The organism is Luteibacter rhizovicinus DSM 16549, from assembly GCF_001887595.1.
In the GTDB taxonomy this organism is placed as follows: domain Bacteria; phylum Pseudomonadota; class Gammaproteobacteria; order Xanthomonadales; family Rhodanobacteraceae; genus Luteibacter; species Luteibacter rhizovicinus.
Window position 1 is genome coordinate 627,682 of record NZ_CP017480.1, and the last position, 18,747, is coordinate 646,428.

Genomic DNA, 18,747 nt, shown 5'->3' on the forward strand with positions numbered 1-18,747 from the left:
CGGCGGGCCCCAGGGCGAGAGCGAAGGACAGGCAAGTGAAACGTGGCTGGAGAACCATGGTGGGCGGACTCTGTGGGCAAGGCCGTCCAGTCTCGGAGGCTCGCCTGAAAGCGTCTGCGGGGCGACTGCCCGACCGGGTACCGCGGCGCTCCGCCGGGCCAAGTCCGCGCGCGCCCACGCGAGCCCCCGCCGTGTCGTCGGCGACAGCGCCCTGACACCCGAAGTCGCTATAATCGGGGTTTGCCCACCCGGCGTGCATCGGCCCCGGGGGCGCGGCCTTGGCCTACGGAGCATCCATGCAGTACATCTACACCATGAACGGGGTGAGCAAGATCGTCCCCCCGAAGCGCCAGATCATCAAGGACATCTCCCTGTCCTTCTTCCCCGGCGCCAAGATCGGCCTGCTGGGCATCAACGGCTCGGGCAAGTCGACGGTGCTGCGGATCATGGCCGGCGTCGACACCGACTTCCAGGGTGAGGCACGCGCCAATCCGGGCACGAAGATCGGCTACCTGGCCCAGGAACCGGATCTCGATCCGACCAAGACCGTCCGCGAAGTGGTCGAAGAAGGCGTCGCCGAAGTCCTCGACGCACAGAAGCGCCTGGAAGAGGTCTACGCCGCGTACGCCGAGGAAGGTGCCGATTTCGACAAGTTGGCAAAGGAGCAGGAAGCCCTCGAGGGCATCCTCGCCGCGAACGACGCGCACGCCCTCGAGCGCCAGCTTGAAGTGGCCGCCGACGCCCTTCGCCTGCCGCCGTGGGAAGCCTTGGTCGGACCCCTGTCCGGTGGTGAGAAGCGCCGCGTCGCCCTGTGCCGCCTGCTGCTTTCCAAGCCGGACATGCTCCTGCTCGACGAGCCGACCAACCATCTGGACGCCGAGTCGGTGGACTGGCTGGAAACCTTCCTGCACGACTACCCCGGCACCGTCGTGGCGGTCACGCATGATCGCTACTTTCTCGACAACGCGGCCGAGTGGATCCTCGAGCTCGATCGCGGCCGGGGCATCCCCTGGAAGGGCAACTACACCGAGTGGCTGGAGCAGAAGGGCGAACGCCTGCAGCAGGAAGCCAACCAGGAAAAGTCGCGCCAGAAGGCGCTGGCCAAGGAACTGGAGTGGATCCGCACGGCCGCCAAGGGTCGTCAGTCCAAGGGCAAGGCCCGTATCAACCGTTTCGAGGAGCTGAACTCGGTCGAGTACCAGCGCCGCAACGAAACCAATGAAATCTTCATTCCGCCGGGCGAGCGTCTTGGCCAGGAAGTGATCGAGTTCAAGAACGTCACCAAGTCGTTCGGTGATCGCGTCCTGATCGAAGACCTGTCGTTCAAGATCCCGCCGGGTGCCATCGTCGGCATCATCGGCCCGAACGGCGCCGGCAAATCCACGCTCATGAAGATGATCATGAATTTGGAGAAGCCCGATACCGGTGAGGTCAAGCACGGCCACACGGTCAAGCTGGCCTACGTGGACCAGTCGCGTGACGCGCTCGACCCGAAGAACAACGTCTGGCAGGAAGTGTCGGGCGGTTCTGACATCCTGCAGATCGGCAACTTCGAGATCCAGTCGCGCGCCTACATCGGCCGCTTCAACTTCAAGGGTACCGACCAGCAGAAGATCGTCGGCAGCCTGTCCGGTGGTGAACGTGGCCGCCTGCACATGGCCAAGACCCTGCTCCAGGGTGGCAACGTGCTGCTGCTCGATGAGCCGTCCAACGATCTGGACGTCGAAACGCTGCGCGCCCTCGAAGACGCGCTGCTCGAATTCCCCGGCTGCGCCGTGGTCATCTCCCATGACCGCTGGTTCCTCGATCGTATCGCCACGCACATCATCGCGTTCGAAGGCGATTCCCACGTCGAGTTCTTCCCGGGCAACTACAACGAGTACGAAGCCGACAAGAAGCGCCGTTTTGGCGACGATGCCGGCCCGAAGCGCGTCAAGTACAAAAAGCTGGTCTGACAAGACCCGCGAACCTGTAGGAGCCGATTCATCGGCGAAAGGCCTTCCGGCTTCACCGCTCCGTTGGCTTTTCGCCGATGAATCGGCTCCTACATTTCTTTACACCGACAAACATAGCGAAGCCGACCATGAACTTCATGACCACCCTGAAGGACGCCTGGCGTCGCAACGACTCCCTGGTTTGTGTCGGGCTCGACCCGGAACCCGGTCGCCTTCCCGCCGGTCTCTCCGGTAACGAGGGCATTTTCACCTTCTGCCGTGACATCGTTGACGCGACCGCCGGACTGGTCTGCGCCTACAAACCCCAGATCGCCCACTTCGCCGCGCAGCGTGCGGAAGGCGTGCTGGAACGATTGATTGCCCATATCCACGAGCGGCACCCCGGCATCCCGGTGATCCTGGACGCCAAACGCGGGGACATCGGCTCCACCGCCCGGCATTACGCCGCCGAGGCCTTCGAGCGCTACGACGCCGACGCCGTCACCCTCAACCCCTACCTCGGCCGGGATTCCATCGATCCCTTCCTGGAGCGCGCCGACAAGGGCGTGATCCTGCTCTGCCGCACGTCCAACCCGGGCGGCGCCGATTTCCAGGCACTCGATTGCGGCGGACAGCCGCTCTACATCCGGGTCGCGGAGACGATCGCCCGGGATTGGAACGGAAACGGCAACTGTGCGCTGGTCACGGGTGCAACCTGGCCGGAAGAGCTTGGCCGGGTTCGCGCCGTGGTTGGCGACATGCCCTTGCTGGTCCCCGGCATCGGCGCCCAGGGTGGCGATATCGAAGCTGTCATGGCCCAGGGAAGGACCGCAGAGGGTACCGGCCTGATGATTTCTTCTTCGCGCGCCATCCTTTACGCTAGCGCCGGCTCGGACTTCGCGGACGTAGCACATCGGGCGGCGGATGAAATGAGAAAATCGGTCAACTCGCACCGCCAATAAGCAGCGAAACGGAAAACAGTCGTAAATTGTACGACTTGGCAACTGCAAAAGGCTTACGCTGCTACTCCGGGCTATCCAACAATACGGGGTCTTGAAGCGCCAAAGCGCTCAGCCGGAGCTGTCATGCCACCTATCAACCGAGGTTTTTCCCAACGTTTGCATGTCGCGCTGGACATGGCTGGCGTGAAGAAAGGCCGCGGGCGAATCACGCAGCTGGCCGATCTCTTCGATGTCAGCCGGGAAACCGCCCGAAAGTGGCTCAGCGATCTCGGCCTGCCGGAACTGGAGCGCCAGATCGACATGGCGACCCGGTTCGGCGTGAACTTCGAATGGCTGGCCACCGGCCGCGGCGCTCCGAACGGCGCCACGGGCGTACGGGAAAGCCCTGCCCTGTATCGCGCCGACTCGCGGGAGCAGTTGCGCCTGGTCGGGCTGGTGAGCCGCCTGCCCAAGGAACGCCGGAAGGCACTCCTGGTGATCGTCGAGGCGCTCGCCGAGGCCGAATAAGCGCCGGCGCCACGAATCACCTCAATCGTCGCCGATGTCCATGCCGGGAAAGAGCACCTCGGTGTATCCGAACTTGCCGAAATCGGTAATCCGCGAAGGGTAAAGGCGGCCGATCAGATGGTCGCACTCGTGCTGGACCACCCGGGCGTGAAAGCCTTCCGCCGTACGATCGATGACCTCGCCCTTGGGCCCGATGCCCTGGTAGCGGATCAACGAGTAACGATTCACCGCCCCGCGTAGCCCGGGGACGGAAAGACACCCCTCCCAGCCCTCTTCCATGTCCTGCGACAGCGGTGTGATCACCGGATTGAGCAGGATCGTCTCCGGCACCGGCGGTGCATCCGGATAGCGCTCGCTGCTGTCGAACCCGAAGATCACCAGTTGCAGGTCCACGCCGATCTGCGGCGCCGCCAGGCCCACGCCACCGGCGTGGTGCATCGTGTCGAACATGTCGGCGATGAGGGCATCCAGTTCGGTGCTGCCGATCATGGCATCGGGAACCGGGGGCGCGATGCGCAACAGGCGCTCGTCGCCCATCTTGAGGATCTCGTGAATCATGGTCATCGCCAGGGGAGTGGGGATGACCCGAGCATACGATGCCGGCCGGCCATTCGACCAATGGCTAATACGACGAGCCCTCGTCACGCATTGACCCCCGTGACCGGGGGGACGACCCTTGTGCCATCCGCGAGGGGAGTCCAAGACCATGCACAGTGCCATTCCGAAACCGAGCCCCGCAGGGAAGATCCTGTGGGCCGCCATCGCCATCGTCGGCGCCTGGTGCCTGGGTGTCGTCGCCCTGCGACGGGACGAACCGATCAATGCGATCTGGCTGGTCACCGCGTCCATCGCGGTCTTCCTCATCGGCTACCGCTTCTACAGCCGGATGATCGCCACGGGCGTTCTCCAGCTGGACCCGTCGCGTGCCACGCCAGCCGTCCTGCGCAATGACGGTCTCGACTATGTACCCACCGATCGCTGGGTCGTCTTCGGCCATCACTTCGCCGCCATCGCCGGCGCCGGCCCCCTGGTCGGCCCCGTCCTCGCGGCACAGATGGGCTACCTGCCCGGCACCCTGTGGATCCTCGTCGGCGTCGTCTTCGCCGGCGCCGTGCAGGATTTCATGATCCTCGGGCTCTCGCTTCGCCGCGACGGCCGCTCCCTGGGCCACATGCTGCGTGAGGAGCTGGGCGAAGTACCCGGCGTCATCGCCATGGTCGGCGTGCTGGTGCTGATGATGATCGTGCTGGCGGTGCTGGCCCTGGTCGTGGTCAAGGCCCTCACCCACAGCCCCTGGGGAACCTTCACGGTCGCCGCGACCATTCCCATCGCGCTCCTGATGGGGGTGTACCTGCGTTATATCCGGCCCGGCCGCATCCTCGAGGTCTCGATCATCGGCCTGGTGCTGCTCCTGGCCTCGATCTGGTACGGCAAGACCGTCAACGACACGCCGGCCATGGCCGTCCTGTTCGACTTCGACGCGAAGGCCCTGGCGTGGTTGCTGATCGGCTACGGCTTCTTCGCCTCGGTCCTGCCGGTGTGGCTGTTGCTCGCCCCGCGCGACTACCTGTCCACCTTCCTCAAGATCGGCACCATCGCCCTGCTCGCCCTGGCCATCTTCCTGGCCGCGCCGACCCTGCAGATGCCGGCGGTGACCAAGTTCATCGACGGCACCGGCCCGGTCTTCGCCGGCAACCTGTTCCCCTTCCTGTTCATCACCATCGCCTGCGGTGCCGTCTCCGGCTGGCATTCGATCATCGCCTCCGGCACCACACCCAAGCTGCTCGCCAACGAGGGCGAGGCACGCATGGTCGGTTACGGCGGCATGCTGATGGAGGCCTTCGTCGCCATCATGGCGCTGATCGCCGCGTCGTCCCTGCATCCGGGGGTGTATTTCGCGATGAACTCTCCCGGCGCGCTCGTCGGCACGACCGTCGAGCAGGCCGCGCAGACCATCAGCACCTGGGGCTTCCTGGTCACGCCACAGGAACTGACCGAGACGGCCAAGAACATTGGCGAAGGCACCATCCTCGGTCGCGCCGGCGGCGCCCCGACCCTCGCGGTCGGCATGGCCCAGTTGCTTCACGGCATCCTGCCCGGCGAAGGCATGATGGCCATGTGGTACCACTACGCGATCCTGTTCGAAGCCCTGTTCATCCTGACCACGGTGGACGCCGGCACACGCGTCGGCCGCTTCATGATCCAGGAGCTGGCGGGCATGGCTTACGCGCCGCTCAAGGAAACCAAGTCCTGGGTGAGCAACATCATCGCCACGGTGATCTGTGTCGGCCTGTGGGGTTACTTCCTCTACCAGGGCGCCGTGGATCCACTGGGTGGCATCAACACCTTGTGGCCACTGTTCGGTATCGCCAACCAGATGCTTGCGGCGATCGCGCTGATGCTCGCCACGCTGGTGACGGTCAAACTCAAGCGCGAGCGTTACGTCCTTGTGCCCGGCCTGCCCGCCGCGTGGCTGGTCATCTGCACGCTCACGGCGGCAGGGCAAAAGCTGTTCGACGACAAGATCAGCTTCACCGCTGCCGCACAGAAATACGCCGACGCCATGGCTTCGGGCAAACTGCTCGCACCGGCGAAGACGGCCGAGGAAATGCAGCGCATCGTCACCAACAACCGGGTCGACATGGTCCTCACCGGCCTGTTCATGCTGCTGGTGCTGACCATGCTGTTCTTCTCGCTACGCGCCATCGCCCGCGCCTGGCGCGCCAACCATCCGACCGCGCACGAAGAACCGTACGTCGCGCTGTCGAGCGTCGCGTCGTGAGGAACCCGTCATGAGTACGACAGCCAGGCCGGGTCCGCGCGCGCTGTGGAAGTGGGCGGTGCAAACCGCCCGCCTCTGCTGCGGCGTGCCGGATTACGACGTCTACGTGAAGCACCTTCGCGAGCATCATCCCGAGCGGAAGATCCCGAGCTACGGCGAGTTCTTCCGGGAGCGGCAGGAAGCGAGGTATCGGGGGACGGGCGGGCGCTGTTGTTGAGCTGCGATAGCACGATGTGGGAGCCGCTTCAGCGGCGATAGCCAGGTCACGTCGACACCATCGCCGGCGTAGCCGGCTCCCACACAGAGCCGGGACACGCGAACGGTCAGGCGCGGCGCTTGCCCGTTCCCTTGCGCATGTTCGCCCGCGAGTCGGCGATCATCGTGCGCATGGCGACGGCGGCCTCGTTGGGCCGGCGGCGGCGAATCGCCTCATACACCGCACGATGATGCGGCAACGAATACTTGAAGTTCTTCGCCGTGCGCGCGGACATCACGAAGTACGTAGCCAGCGCCGTCTCGACCACGGAGAACAGCGAGCTGAGTAGCTCATTGTTGGTCGCAGCCAGGACGGCATCGTGGAAGCCCAGGTCCGCAGCGGCCCAGGCATCGAGGTCGGGGGCATCTTCCATCGCGTCGAGTGCGGCGCCGATCGCCACCAGCTGATCCGGTGAACGACGGCGAGCCGCCGCCATCACCGCGGCCGGCTCGATGATCTCGCGCATCTCGACCAGCTTCTCGACGAAGTCTTCCGTCGGCATGGCAGCGCAGCGCCAGGACAACACATCGGCATCGAGGTGATTCCAGTGCGCGGGATCGCGCACGCGCATCCCGGTCTTTTGCCGGGTCTCGATCAGTCCCTTGGCCGCGAGCACCTTCAGGGCCTCGCGCAGGACGGTCCGGCTGACCGACATCTGTTCGGCCAGCTGCGACTCACCCGGCAGCGATTCGCCGGGGCGAAGCACGCCACTGACGATCGATTCGCCGATTTCTTCGATGACGCGCGCATGCAGATTGCGCGCTCCCCCTGTCTTCAAAGCCATGGACGTTCCAATACGGGACGAAACGAGAGGCCCATCCTAGCCGACTTGGCCGCCGGGACGATGACGCACCGCAACTTGTCATTTGTCTGACAAATATGATCTTGTCAGCGGGTTGATGGCAACCGGAGTGAGTGATGAGAAAGTTCGGAACGGGTTTGGCCACAGCGATCCTGCTGGCCAGTGCGACGGCCGCGACGGCCGGTGAAGCGTCAAAAGCCTCGTTTGGCGGTACGCCCGACGGCAAGGACGTGACTCTGGTCACGCTGACCAATGGCCACGGCGCCACCGCAAAAATCCTCTCCCTCGGCGCAGCGCTGTACGCACTAGACGTACCGGACAGAAACGGCAAGCCCGGCGATATCGTGCTCGGCTACCCGGACCTGAAAGGCACCTTCGCCATGCCGCAGTACTTCGGCGACACGGTGGGCCGATATGCCAACCGCATCGCCAAGGGCAAGTTCACCCTCGACGGCAAGCAGTACAACGTGCCCGTCAACAACGGACCCAACTCGCTGCACGGCGGCAAGGTCGGCTTCGACAAGGTGATCTGGAACGTCGACAAGGTCGAGTCCGGCGCGACACCCAGTGTTACCCTGACGTATGTGAGTCCCGACGGGGACCAGGGCTATCCTGGCAAGCTCACGGCCACGGCGACCTACTCGCTCAACGACAAGAACGAACTGACCATCGCGTACTCCGCTACCACGGATGCACCGACGATCGTCAACATCACCAACCACACGTACTGGAATCTGGCAGGCGAAGGCTCCGGCAGCGTGATGGACCAGAAGCTGATGATCGCCGGCGACGCCTATCTGCCCACCGACGCCACCGCGATTCCCACCGGCGAGATCCGCAACGTGGCGGGTACGGATTTCGATTTCCGCAAAGCCAAGCCCATCGGCAAGGACGTCCGCGATGCAAAGGAAGAGCAGATCGTGTTCGGCCGCGGCTACGACCACAACTGGGTGATTTCCCGCAAGGAAGTCGCCGCACCACGTGAAGTCGCCCGGGTGAGCGATCCGAAGTCGGGTCGCGTCTTGTCGCTCTGGTCGGCGCAGCCCGGCCTGCAGTTCTATTCGGGCAACTTCCTCGATGGCACGACGTCGGGCAAGTCGGGCGGTGTCTATCGCCAGGGCGACGCCTTCGCGCTGGAGCCGCAGCTTTTTCCGGATACACCGAACCATCCGGACTTCGGTTCGGCACGACTCGAGCCGGGCAAGACCTATCGCAACGTCATGACCTACAAGTTCTCGACGGACAAAGGCGCGAAGTAAGGCGCCTGCCTTACACTTCGTGATGCAAGGCTTCCGCCGATTTCTTGCGGCGGAAGCGCGGTGCCAGTTCGACCATGTACATCGCGGCGAGGACGAGCGCCCCGCCGCCGACCATGCGTGTCGTCAGTACGTCCACGCCGAGCAGTACGGCGAAACCGGCGGCAAAGACCGGCTCGGTCGTCATGACGATCGCCGCGCGCGTGGCTGGCATATGGGCCTGCGCCCAGGTCTGCACGAGCATCGCGAACGCCCCGGCGATCAGGGCCATGTACAGAACGGCGATCCAGGCCTTGGTATCCGGCGGCAGTGCCGGACCGTGGTGCGGTAACGTGGCCAGCAGGCAGACGGCCGCGATGCCGACCATCTGCACCGCGGACATACCGAAGGCATCGCCCGCCTTCGACCAATGACCGAGGCCGACGATGTGCAATGCATAGAGCGCGGCGGACGCGAGGGTCAGCAGGACACCGAGATCGACCTCGAACCCGTTGAGCGCCAGCACGCCCAGCCCGACCATCGCCAGGCCGACCGCGACCCAGGTACTGGCCGGCATGCGCTGGCGAAAGATCAGCAGGGCGAGGATCGGGGTGATCACGACGTACATGCCCGTGACGAAGCCGCTGACGCTCGGCGACGTGCGCGCGAGGCCTTCGGTCTGCAGCCACTGCGCCAGCCCGTAGAGGACGCCCAGTGCTAGGCCACGCCTGAGCTGTGCCCTGCCCAGGCGCCACACCGGCCGGGCGAACAGGACCAGCATCACGGCCGCGGCGATCGCGAAGCGCACGGCGAGAAAATCGGTGACCGACATGCGACCGACAACATCCTTGATGAGGACGAAGGTCGAACCCCAGATGGCGGTGACGGCGAGCAGGCCGAGCGTGGCGGGCCCGCTCTCGCGCGACGACCTGCCGGTCACCGGCGACGGCGCCGGGCGAGCTGGCCCGGGATCTTCAGGAGAAAGTGCGACCAGATGCCCAGCCAGACGATCGCCCGGACCAGCGGGTTCCGCGCCGCGGGATCGTGGCGGCGGAACCACAGGTACATGCTGCGATGCTTGTGCCGGCTGACGAAGATGGGCCGATGACGGCTCGAACCGCCCTTGCCGTGCAGCACGCGGACATCGCCCGCAAGAAGTACGTGATAGCCGCCATCGCGGGCGCGACGGCAGAGATCCATGTCCTCGCAATGGAGGAAGAAGGTCTCGTCGAAGCCACCGAGCCGATCGAATACCGCACGCGGCATCAGCACGATGGCACCCGACACGATCTCGACCTCCTCGGCGCCGTTCGGCATCGGGCCCCGGATATCGATCCCCTGGTCGCCCCGCCGACCGAGCATCGTGCTCAGTGAGCGGCGCAGCAGCGGGTCGCGCCGGCGCGACGCGGGGTCGGGATGCCCGGCGCTGTCGCAGACCACGGCACCGACGATGCCCGTATGGACGTCCATGTGCGCGGCCATGCGCGCGATGGTGTCCGGTTCGACCAGGCAATCGGGATTGAGGATCAGGAGGCGATCGCCATGGGCCTGGGCCGCGCCGCGATTCACGGCAGGCCCGAAGCCGAGGTTGGCCCGGTTGTAGACCACGCGAACGCGGTCGTCGTCGGCATAGGCACGGTCGAGCGCTTCGGGGATGCCATCGGTCGACCCGTTGTCGACGATGACGACCTCGACGGGCACGTCGCTGGCGAGCGCGTGATCCACGCACTCGCGCGTAAACGGCCCGCTGTCGGCGAGCACGATGACGATGCTGGTAAGACCCGCGTTAGTCGTCACCGAACCGTTACTCCGTTCAGCCTACCCACACACGCGCATTGCGGAACATGCGCATCCACGGCGAATCCTCGCCCCAGTTCTCCGGGTGCCAACTCAGCTGCGCCGTCCGGAACACGCGCTCCGGGTGCGGCATCATGATGGTGACGCGGCCGTCGGCGGCGGTGAACGCCGCCAGGCCGCCCGGCGACCCGTTCGGATTGAGCGGGTAGCTCTCCGTCGGCTTGCCGCGATTGTCGACGAACCGTGCCGAGCCGTGGCTCTTCGACGGGCTGCACACGTTCGGGAAGTACACCCTGCCCTCGCCGTGCGCCACGGCGACGGGGATGCGCGAACCGGTCATGCCGCGGAAGAACACGCTGGACGAATCCAGGATCTCGAGCGTGGCCAGTCGCGCTTCGTACTGCTCCGACTGGTTACGCAGGAACTGCGGCCAGTGCTTCGCGTCCGGGATGATGTCCTTCAGCTGCGACATCATCTGGCAGCCGTTGCAGACGCCGAGGGCGAACTTGGTGCCGTCCTCGAAGAAGCGTGCGAACTGCTCGCGCAGCGCGTCGTTGTAAAGGATCGAGGTGGCCCAGCCGCGACCCGCGCCGAGCACGTCACCGTAGGAGAAGCCGCCGCAGGCGGCGAAGCCGCGGAAGTCCTTCAGGTGGTGACGGCCACTGGCGAGATCGGACATGTGCACGTCCACCGCGTCGAACCCGGCGCGACTGAACGCCGCCGCCATCTCGACCTGGCCGTTGACGCCCTGCTCGCGCAGGATCGCCACGCGCGGACGCACGCCGGTGTTGATGTACGGTGCCGCGATGTCTTCCGCCGGATCGAAGGTGAGCTTCGGCGAGATGCCCGGATCGGCGTCGTCGAGGCGCCAGTGGCTTTCCTGCTCGGCGCTTTGCGGGTTATCGCGCAGGCCCTGCATGGCGTAGCTGGTTTCGTTCCAGGCCCGGAACAGCTCGGTGAAGTTCCACTTGAACGCCGTCTCGCCGTTGAGGTGGAGCTTGATGCCGAGCTTTTCCTTCGGACGACCCACGTGATGCGTCATGCCGGCAAGGTTGTATTTCACCAGCAACTGCTCGAAGGCCTCACGGTTGGCCGCGGCGATCTGCACGACCGCGCCGAGCTCTTCGTTGAACAGGGCACGCAAGGTGGCATCGGCCCAGCCGTCCAGGCGCAGCTCGAGACCGCAGCGGCCGGCAAAAGCCATTTCCAGCAGGGCGACGATCGCACCGCCGTCGGAGCGATCGTGATAGGCCAACAGCAGGCCCAGCTCGTTCGCTTCCTGGATGAGTTCGAACATCGCACGGAGACGCTTCGGATCGTCCAGGTCCGGCGGCACGCCGCCAGCGCGGTTGAACACCTGGGTGAGCGCCGAACCGCCGAGGCGATCGCGACCGGCACCGAGGTCGATCAACCACAGTTCGCTATCGCCGCGGTCGAGTTTGATCTGCGGTGTCAGCGTACGGCGGACATCATCGACGCGGGCGAAACCGGTAATCACCAGGGACACCGGCGAAACGGTCTTCTGTGCCTTGCCGGTGTCGTCCGTCCACACGGTCTGCATGGACAGCGAGTCCTTGCCGACCGGAATCGAGATATCCAGCGTCGGGCAAAGCTCCATGCCGACGGCCTTGACCGCGTCGAACAGCGCGGCGTCTTCGCCAGCGTGGTTCACGGCAGCCATCCAGTTGGCGGACAGGCGGATTTCGTCGAGCTTCAGCGAAGCGGCCGCCATGTTGGTGATGGCTTCACCCACCGCCATGCGTGCCGCATCGGCGCTGTTGAGCAGGGCGATCGGTGCCCGTTCGGCCATCGCCATGGCTTCGCCGGTGTAGCCGTCGAAGTCGGTCATGGTCACGGCGACGTCGGCTACCGGCACCTGCCACGGCCCGACCATCGGGTCGCGCGCGTTAAGGCCACCGACCGTGCGGTCACCGATGGTGATGAGGAAGTTCTTGCTACCGACGGCCGGCAGGCGCAGGACGCGCATCAGCGCCTCGTCCATGCCGATACCGGTCAGGTCGGCCACGAGGTCGACGCGCGGCTTCACGCGTACGGCATCGCGGTGCATGCGCGGCGGCTTGCCGAACAGTACGTCCATGCCCAGGTCGATCACCGTGATGTCGCGGCGCGGATCCTTGACGATCAGGCGCGGCTCGGCGGTGGCGTCGCCAACCACGGCATACGGGCAGCGTTCGCGTGCGCAGAAGGACTCGAACAGCGGGAGGTCTTCCGCACCGATCGCCAGCACGTAGCGTTCCTGCGACTCGTTGCTCCACACCTGCATCGGCGACAGCGTGGGGTCATCGCACGGCAGCGCGGAGAGATCGATGATGCCGCCCACGCCGGCGTCGTTGAGGATCTCGGGAATGGCGTTGGAGACACCACCGGCGCCGACGTCGTGGATGCTGACGATGGGGTTCTCGTCGCCACGCGCCCAACAGCTGTCGATCACCTGCTGGCAACGACGCTCCATCTCGGCGTTGTCGCGCTGCACCGAGGCGAAATCGAGTTCCGCACTGGAGGTGCCCGACGAGACCGACGAAGCGGCACCGCCGCCCAGGCCGATCAGCATGGCCGGACCACCGAGCACGATGACCTTGTCGCCTGGACGGACCTTGCGCTTCTGGACGTGGTCGGGACGGATCGCGGCGAGACCGCCGGCGATCATGATCGGCTTGTCGTAACCGCGGCGGACGCCCTTGTCGCCGGTTTCCTGCTCGAACGTGCGGAAGTAACCGCCCAACGCGGGACGGCCGAATTCGTTATTGAACGCGGCGGCACCGAGCGGGCCATCGCGCATGATTTCAAACGCCGACGCCATGCGCGGCGGCAGCGGGCGATCTTTTTCCCAGGGCCGCGGCAGGCCCGGGATGCGCAGGTGCGACACCGAAAAGCCGGTAAGGCCGGCCTTCGGCTTGCCGCCACGACCCGTTGCGCCTTCGTCGCGGATTTCGCCGCCGGCACCGGTCGCGGCACCTGGCCACGGTGCGATCGCCGTCGGGTGGTTGTGCGTCTCGACCTTGATCGCGAACGGGGCGGATTCCGCCACCGTGCGGAACACCCCATCGCTGGGGTCGACGAACAGGCGATTGCCCTCGTAACCCTCGATCACCGCGGCGTTGTCGTGATACGCGGACAGCGTGTGCGCAGGCGACTTCTGGTGGGTGTTCTTGATCATGCCGAACAGGGAGTTTTCCTGCGTCTGGCCGTCGAGCGTCCAGGTGGCGTTGAACACCTTGTGCCGGCAGTGCTCCGAGTTGGCCTGGGCGAACATCATCAGTTCGGCGTCGGTCGGCGCACGGCCCATCTCGGCGTAGCGATCGGTGAGATAGTCGATTTCGTCGTCGGCCAGCGCGAGACCCAGCTGCTGGTTGGCTGCGGAAAGCGCGGCGCGCGGATCGGCGCCGAGTTCCACATGCCCCAGCGGGCCCGGCTCGCCGGCGAGGAACAGACCCGAGGCATCGGCCAGCGAAGCCAGCGGTGACTGCACCATGGGATCGCAGAACGCCCCCATGAGGGCAGCGTAGCTGGGGTCGCTGGAGTCCGGCATGCCGGTCACCCGCCACGCGGTACCGCGCTCGACCCGGCGCACGTCGAAACCCGCGCCATGGAGAATGTCGGTGGCCTTGCTGGACCAGGGCGAGATCGTTCCCAGGCGTGGCACGACCCAGAAGGTGGCCTCGTCCGGGTTGCCCGGCTTCGCTTCCAGCACCGACAGCAGGCGCGCGCGCGCCTCGCCTTCCGGTGCGACGGCGACGTCGACGAAATAGGTGAACCAGGCGGCCTGAACACGCGTGCCGTGATGCAGGGCATCGAGGTGCGCGTTCAGTCGTTCGAGGCGAAACGGTGAGAGGGCGCTCTGCCCGTCGAGTGCGATCATGCGGGGGAAAAGGCGCTGCAGGAAAACCCCCATTCTACATGATGTTGCGCGGCAGCATCGGGGTGACGCATCGCCGCTGAAGCGGCTCCCACAGGACCGAGGCAGGCTACGCCCTTTGTGGGAGCCGCTTCAGCGGCGATGCTCTTGCCTTCAGCCGTTCCGGGCCGTCCCAGCCGGGGCGTTCAGGGCCTTCACCATCTGCTCGGGCGTGAGGTAGCCCCCGATCACGTCACCGCTTTCATTGACGATGGTGGGGGTGCCGTTCACGCCAAGACGCTCGCCCAGCTCGAATTCGTCCTTGACCGGGTTGGCGCAGCTGGCGGTTTTCACCGCGGCGCCCGTCATGGCCGAGTCGAAGGCGCTCTTGCGATCCGCGGCGCACCAGACCGAGACGGCCTTGGTGTACGACGGGGTGTCGTTGCCCGCCGTGGTCTTGACGCCCTCGCGGGGCCAGAACACGTACTCGACAGCGATACCCTGCTTGTTGAGTTCCTTGATCTGCGAGTGCAGCTGGCGGCAGAACCCGCAGTCCACGTCGGTGAAGACGGTGATCGTGTGTTTCGGATTGGCCGGCGAATAGATCAGCCGCTGGGACTCGGGCACCTTCGCCAGCTCGGCCTTGCGCATGCCGGACCAGGCAGCGGCGCTGAGGTCGGTCTTCTTCTGCAGGTCGACCAGGTTGCCGTTGAGCATGTAGTGGCCATCGGCGCTCACGTAGACCATGCGGCCCGACGCGACCACCTGGTAATAACCGGGAATCGGCGCGGGCGCGATGCTCTGCACCTCGATGCCGGGGCCGATTCCTTCGACGGCGGCGCGCACGGCGGCCTGGTCGTCGGCGGCGCTGGCCGTCATGGCGAACGCGCCAGCCAGGATGGCCGGGAGAATCTTCTTGAACATAGCGGACTCCAATCTGCTACCGGGGGAAAAGCGGGGCAGGTGTTGGAACACGCGCCGCGCCATCGGTTCCCCCGATTGTGCCATGGGCACTCAACCGCGAGGGTGATGCTGGGCGTGAAGCCGCTTCAGCCCTTCCTTGGCCACGAGGGTGTAGATCTGCGTGGTACTGAGCGAGCTGTGCCCCAGCAGCATCTGCAGGGCACGCAGATCCGCCCCGTGATTGAGCAGGTGCGTGGCGAACGAATGCCGGAGCACGTGCGGTGATACGCGGCTGGCCGGGATGCCCACCTGCATGGCGTAGCGCTTGACCAGGGTCCAGAACATCTGCCGCGTCATACCGTCACCCCGCCGGGAAAGGAAGAGCGCTGCCGGCTGGCCGTGTCCCTTGGCCAGCTGCGGCCGGGCCTCGCGCAGGTACGTTTCCACGTGACTGAGGGCCTCCTCGCCGACCGGTACGAGCCGATCCTTGCCGCCCTTGCCGGTGACCCGCAGCACGCCTTGTCGCGTATTCAGGCCGGCGAGCGGCAGCTCGACGAGTTCCGATACCCGCAGACCCGACGAGTACATCAATTCGAGCATCGCGCGATCGCGCTGGCCCAGCGGGCCGGCCAGATCGGGCGCGACGATCAAGGCCTCGATCTCGCGCTCGGCCAGCGCCTTGGGCAAGCTGCGTGGCATGCGCGGCCGCTGCATGAGCAGGGTCGGATCCTCGCGCGCGCCGTCGTCCCGAGCCAGTTGTGCGAAAAAGCGGCGGAACGCCGACTGGCGTCGCGCCATGCTGCGCACCGCGACGGGCTGGCTGCCGTGATAGGCGGAAAGGTCTTCGCGACCCGCCGTCACCAACGAGCTCCCCCGTGTGCCGAGCCAGCGCGCCAGACCCTGAAGGTCCTGGCGGTAAGCCTCGAGCGTGCGATCGGCCAGGCCGTCCTCGGCCCAGATACGCTCGACGAAGCGCTCGATCAGGCGCGCGTCATCGGCGGCAAGTTCGGGGGCGGAAGCTTTTTCAGGTGGGGCACGCATGCGTCGATGGTCGCACGCGAGGTGATTGCCTCAAAGCCGCTGAATGCTCGACTGGTAGCCAGCGACGACATAGCCGACCTGATGCTCACCGGAATCGCGTAGCGAAAGGCAAGGACCGCCTGTTTGCTGCGCCCCGTCTACAATGCGGCGTCGCCACCGCCCCGGAATCGCATGACCCCGACCTCGTCCGCGCCTGCCTGGCGACGCTTCGCCGCCATCGTCTACGACGCACTCGCGGTGGTCGCCATCGTCATGGTCGTCGGGTTGCTCGCGCAGATGGCGACCGGTGGTCGGCTGTTCGACGAACACGGCCACATGCTCACGTGGTGGTACCAGCCGCTGCAGGGCGTCGTGGTCGGTGCCTATTTCCTGCTGTCCTGGGTGCGTGGCGGGCAGACGCTTGGCATGCGGCCGTGGCGCATCCGCGTCACCGATGCGGAAGGCGCGCCCGTGACCTGGATGCGAGCCCTGGTCCGCCTCGCGATCGCGGCGCTGCCCCTTGCCCTGGTACTCGTCTATCCGCTCACCTCACTGAAGGCCGCGCTCTGGGCGCCGGTGATCGGCTGGCTCGTTTTGTTGCTGCCTGCGTGGTTCGATCGGCGTCGCCGGGCCATCCACGACATGATCGCCGGCACCGAAATCCAGCGTCTGCCTACTTGAACTGATCGCTGGCTGGCACCCACGAACCGCTCGCTGCCTTCGGCGCGGGCACGTTGATCTTGATCGAGGCTTCGCAGCCCGGCGGCAGCGGACCGCCCGCAATGCGCGCGGCGGTGCAGTAAGCGGTGTTGTCCAGCGCGACCGGCGCCGCCGCCACCGTCGCGGCATTCGCCGGCGGCAGGTTCTCGGCCAACGGTTTGGCGGGGGCCATGGTCTGATTCTTCACGGTGGCGTCGGTGTTTGCCGGCGCGGGTGGACCATCACCACCGCTGCAGCCCAGGCTGAAGATCGAGATGGCGTTCATCGCGGCGCTCGCGTTCTTCGCGCCGGCCGTGCCGGGCCCCGCCGTGCAGTTGAGGCGAATGCCACGCGGTAATGGCACGGCGAAATGCGCTGTGCTGGCTTCGACGCCATGGCGGAGTGCCGTGTCCACGCTCGACTCGCCCTTCGGCGTCCACGCGCCGTCGAAGCGCGTCGGCTTGTAGTCCACGTGGAAATGCGGGCCGTTCTGCACGGTCACGTTGCCGCGCGGCTTCAGTTCCGTGTACGCGCCAACCTGGCCGGTCTTGTCGCCCTGCCCGCCAGCGACACCGTCGCTGCGATTCGACGTGCCATTCGCGCCGGTCAGCCGGTCGCCTTCATCGACACCCTTGGCAGCGCCCGGTTTGCCGGATTCCTGCGCGGCGCCTGGCGTGTTCGAGCCGGCGACGTTGGCGTCGCCCGGCGATGCCTTGCCAGCAGGCTGCCCCTGGACGGCATCGGCCGCCTGGTTCTGGCCCTGTTTGCCCTCGGTCGCGGCGGCCTGAGCGGCAGCGGCCTCACCCGTCGCCGTATCACCGGGCGCCTGACCCGGTGCCGAGGGCGCCGTGTCGGCACCGGCGACCGGACGCTGCATCTCCCCCGGCGACACCGCGGGCGCCTGCACGGACGGCCGATCGACAGTAGCGACCGGGGCCGACACGGACGGCTTCGCCACGGCATCGGGTAGCGGGACGGCCTCGAGCTCCGCCTCGGCCTCGACGGCAGGCGCCTGCACGGCCTGCACCGTTTGTGCCGAGACTTTCGGCGGCACGGGACGCGTATCGACGGTCAAATCCGGCGTCGGCGCCGCGGGCTCGGGCGCGACCTGCGGCAACGGCACGTCCTGCGGTGTCGGCGGTGCCGAGCTCTCCTCGACCTCCGGACGCGGCACGGTCGCCAGGGTCATCGCCTGGGTCGGCACCGGCGTCGTGCGCTCTGCGGTAATCGTCGGCGGCGTCGGCGTGACGGTCATCTGCGATGCCGGCGTCGGCGGGATATCCAGCGACGCGGGCGGCGGCATGGTTTCCGAACCCTCTTCCTGGGGCCGGCGCACCGGTTCGGGCTGGAAGGTCGGCGGCACCACCTGCGGCTTCGGCGTGTCGACGGCAAGATCGGGTGGTGCCGGGGTCGGCAGCGGCACTTTCTCGAGATCGCGCTGCGGTGGCGGGGCCTTGGGCTGGACCATGGGACGCTCGGCCACGGCCGCCACGCTCGGTGGCGGCGCGACGGGTTTCGGCGCCGGCTTGACCTTGGGCGCCGGGACCGCGGGTGCCGCGACGGCCGGACGGGACGGCGTCTTCGTTGCCGCGACGGCGGCCGCATGCGACCCGCGGGCCGCGCGGCTGGCCTTGGTGTCCCACGTGGTCGTGTGCTTCACCTTGGCCACCGGCGCCGTCGACGGCGTACCGCGCACGGGCGGCACCGGCGGAGGCGGCTTGTCGAGCAGGCGCACCTGCAGGGCATCCGGTGTGTCCGGCCCCGGTGGCGGTGGCAGCACGTTGTACGCCGGGCCGAGGATCATCCCGAACAGGAAGACCAGGTGGATGAGCAGGGTGCCGACCCAGCCGGCGATACGCCGGCCACTCGCACGTGGCTTCTCACGGAGGAGGCGTCGATAGACGAGCGCACGCATGGCCGCCTCGCGAGGCGAGACGGGCAGCGAATTCGCGGCGATCGAGGGATCGCTGTCCGGCGGGCGAGGGGTCTGCATG

General features: G+C 66.5%; 15 protein-coding genes. 7 read left to right on the top strand and 8 right to left on the bottom strand.

The window, feature by feature from the left end:
- The first annotated feature begins 296 nt into the window (after positions 1 to 296).
- The 3 genes from ettA (at position 297) to BJI69_RS03020 (ending at position 3,403) form a co-directional block, all read left to right on the top strand.
- Positions 297 to 1,955 carry an energy-dependent translational throttle protein EttA gene (gene ettA / locus BJI69_RS03010; protein ID WP_046969474.1) on the top strand — a complete coding sequence of 553 codons (1,659 nt, stop codon included), beginning with the start codon at positions 297 to 299 and terminating at the stop codon, positions 1,953 to 1,955.
- A 128-nt stretch (positions 1,956 to 2,083) separates the two neighbouring features.
- The gene (gene pyrF / locus BJI69_RS03015) at positions 2,084 to 2,896 is read left to right on the top strand and encodes an orotidine-5'-phosphate decarboxylase (protein WP_046969475.1); all 813 of its coding nucleotides are present in this window, start codon (positions 2,084 to 2,086) and stop codon (positions 2,894 to 2,896) included.
- Positions 2,897 to 3,019: 123 nt separating this feature from the next.
- Positions 3,020 to 3,403: a hypothetical protein gene (locus BJI69_RS03020; RefSeq protein ID WP_046969476.1), complete on the top strand. Its 384-nt coding sequence runs from the start codon at positions 3,020 to 3,022 to the stop codon at positions 3,401 to 3,403.
- A gap of 21 nt (positions 3,404 to 3,424) precedes the next feature.
- On the opposite strand, the gene def is transcribed toward BJI69_RS03020, so the two are convergent.
- Entirely contained in the window at positions 3,425 to 3,961 is a 537-nt protein-coding gene (gene def, locus BJI69_RS03025) for a peptide deformylase (RefSeq protein ID WP_046969497.1), read from the bottom strand.
- A 148-nt stretch (positions 3,962 to 4,109) separates the two neighbouring features.
- Between def and BJI69_RS03030 the strand changes: the two genes are divergently transcribed.
- Positions 4,110 to 6,185 (top strand): carbon starvation CstA family protein, encoded by a 2,076-nt coding sequence (locus BJI69_RS03030; protein WP_046969477.1) that lies wholly within the window; start codon positions 4,110 to 4,112, stop codon positions 6,183 to 6,185.
- 10 nt (positions 6,186 to 6,195) lie between these two features.
- Entirely contained in the window at positions 6,196 to 6,402 is a 207-nt protein-coding gene (locus BJI69_RS03035) for a YbdD/YjiX family protein (protein WP_046969478.1), read from the top strand.
- A 106-nt stretch (positions 6,403 to 6,508) separates the two neighbouring features.
- Here BJI69_RS03035 and BJI69_RS03040 read toward each other — a convergent pair whose 3' ends face one another.
- Positions 6,509 to 7,225, bottom strand: a complete 717-nt coding sequence (locus tag BJI69_RS03040; RefSeq protein ID WP_046969479.1) for a FadR/GntR family transcriptional regulator — start codon at positions 7,223 to 7,225, stop codon at positions 6,509 to 6,511.
- Between the two features lie 134 nt (positions 7,226 to 7,359).
- On the opposite strand from BJI69_RS03040, the gene BJI69_RS03045 reads away from it, so the two are divergent.
- Positions 7,360 to 8,502: an aldose epimerase family protein gene (locus tag BJI69_RS03045; protein ID WP_181016738.1), complete on the top strand. Its 1,143-nt coding sequence runs from the start codon at positions 7,360 to 7,362 to the stop codon at positions 8,500 to 8,502.
- A 10-nt stretch (positions 8,503 to 8,512) separates the two neighbouring features.
- On the opposite strand, the gene BJI69_RS03050 is transcribed toward BJI69_RS03045, so the two are convergent.
- From BJI69_RS03050 to xerD, 5 genes are all read right to left on the bottom strand, one after another.
- Positions 8,513 to 9,418, bottom strand: coding sequence for a DMT family transporter (locus tag BJI69_RS03050; protein WP_046969481.1), 906 nt, complete (start codon positions 9,416 to 9,418; stop codon positions 8,513 to 8,515).
- Complete coding sequence (locus BJI69_RS03055; protein WP_046969482.1) at positions 9,415 to 10,275, bottom strand: glycosyltransferase family 2 protein; 861 nt, start codon at positions 10,273 to 10,275, stop codon at positions 9,415 to 9,417. Before BJI69_RS03055 ends, BJI69_RS03050 begins: the two co-directional genes overlap by 4 nt.
- A 16-nt stretch (positions 10,276 to 10,291) precedes the next feature.
- A complete protein-coding gene (purL, locus tag BJI69_RS03060) occupies positions 10,292 to 14,155 on the bottom strand; it encodes a phosphoribosylformylglycinamidine synthase (protein WP_046978656.1) in 3,864 nt (1,287 codons plus the stop codon).
- A gap of 150 nt (positions 14,156 to 14,305) precedes the next feature.
- Positions 14,306 to 15,055 carry a DsbC family protein gene (locus tag BJI69_RS03065; RefSeq protein ID WP_046969483.1) on the bottom strand — a complete coding sequence of 250 codons (750 nt, stop codon included), beginning with the start codon at positions 15,053 to 15,055 and terminating at the stop codon, positions 14,306 to 14,308.
- A gap of 90 nt (positions 15,056 to 15,145) precedes the next feature.
- Positions 15,146 to 16,075 carry a site-specific tyrosine recombinase XerD gene (xerD, locus tag BJI69_RS03070; protein WP_046969484.1) on the bottom strand — a complete coding sequence of 310 codons (930 nt, stop codon included), beginning with the start codon at positions 16,073 to 16,075 and terminating at the stop codon, positions 15,146 to 15,148.
- 171 nt (positions 16,076 to 16,246) lie between these two features.
- On the opposite strand from xerD, the gene BJI69_RS03075 reads away from it, so the two are divergent.
- Positions 16,247 to 16,735: an RDD family protein gene (locus tag BJI69_RS03075; protein ID WP_046969485.1), complete on the top strand. Its 489-nt coding sequence runs from the start codon at positions 16,247 to 16,249 to the stop codon at positions 16,733 to 16,735.
- On the opposite strand, the gene BJI69_RS03080 is transcribed toward BJI69_RS03075, so the two are convergent.
- The gene (locus tag BJI69_RS03080) at positions 16,728 to 18,746 is read right to left on the bottom strand and encodes a hypothetical protein (RefSeq protein WP_046969486.1); all 2,019 of its coding nucleotides are present in this window, start codon (positions 18,744 to 18,746) and stop codon (positions 16,728 to 16,730) included. The two genes, BJI69_RS03075 and BJI69_RS03080, sit on opposite strands and share 8 nt — an antisense overlap.
- Between the last annotated feature and the right edge of the window lies 1 nt (position 18,747).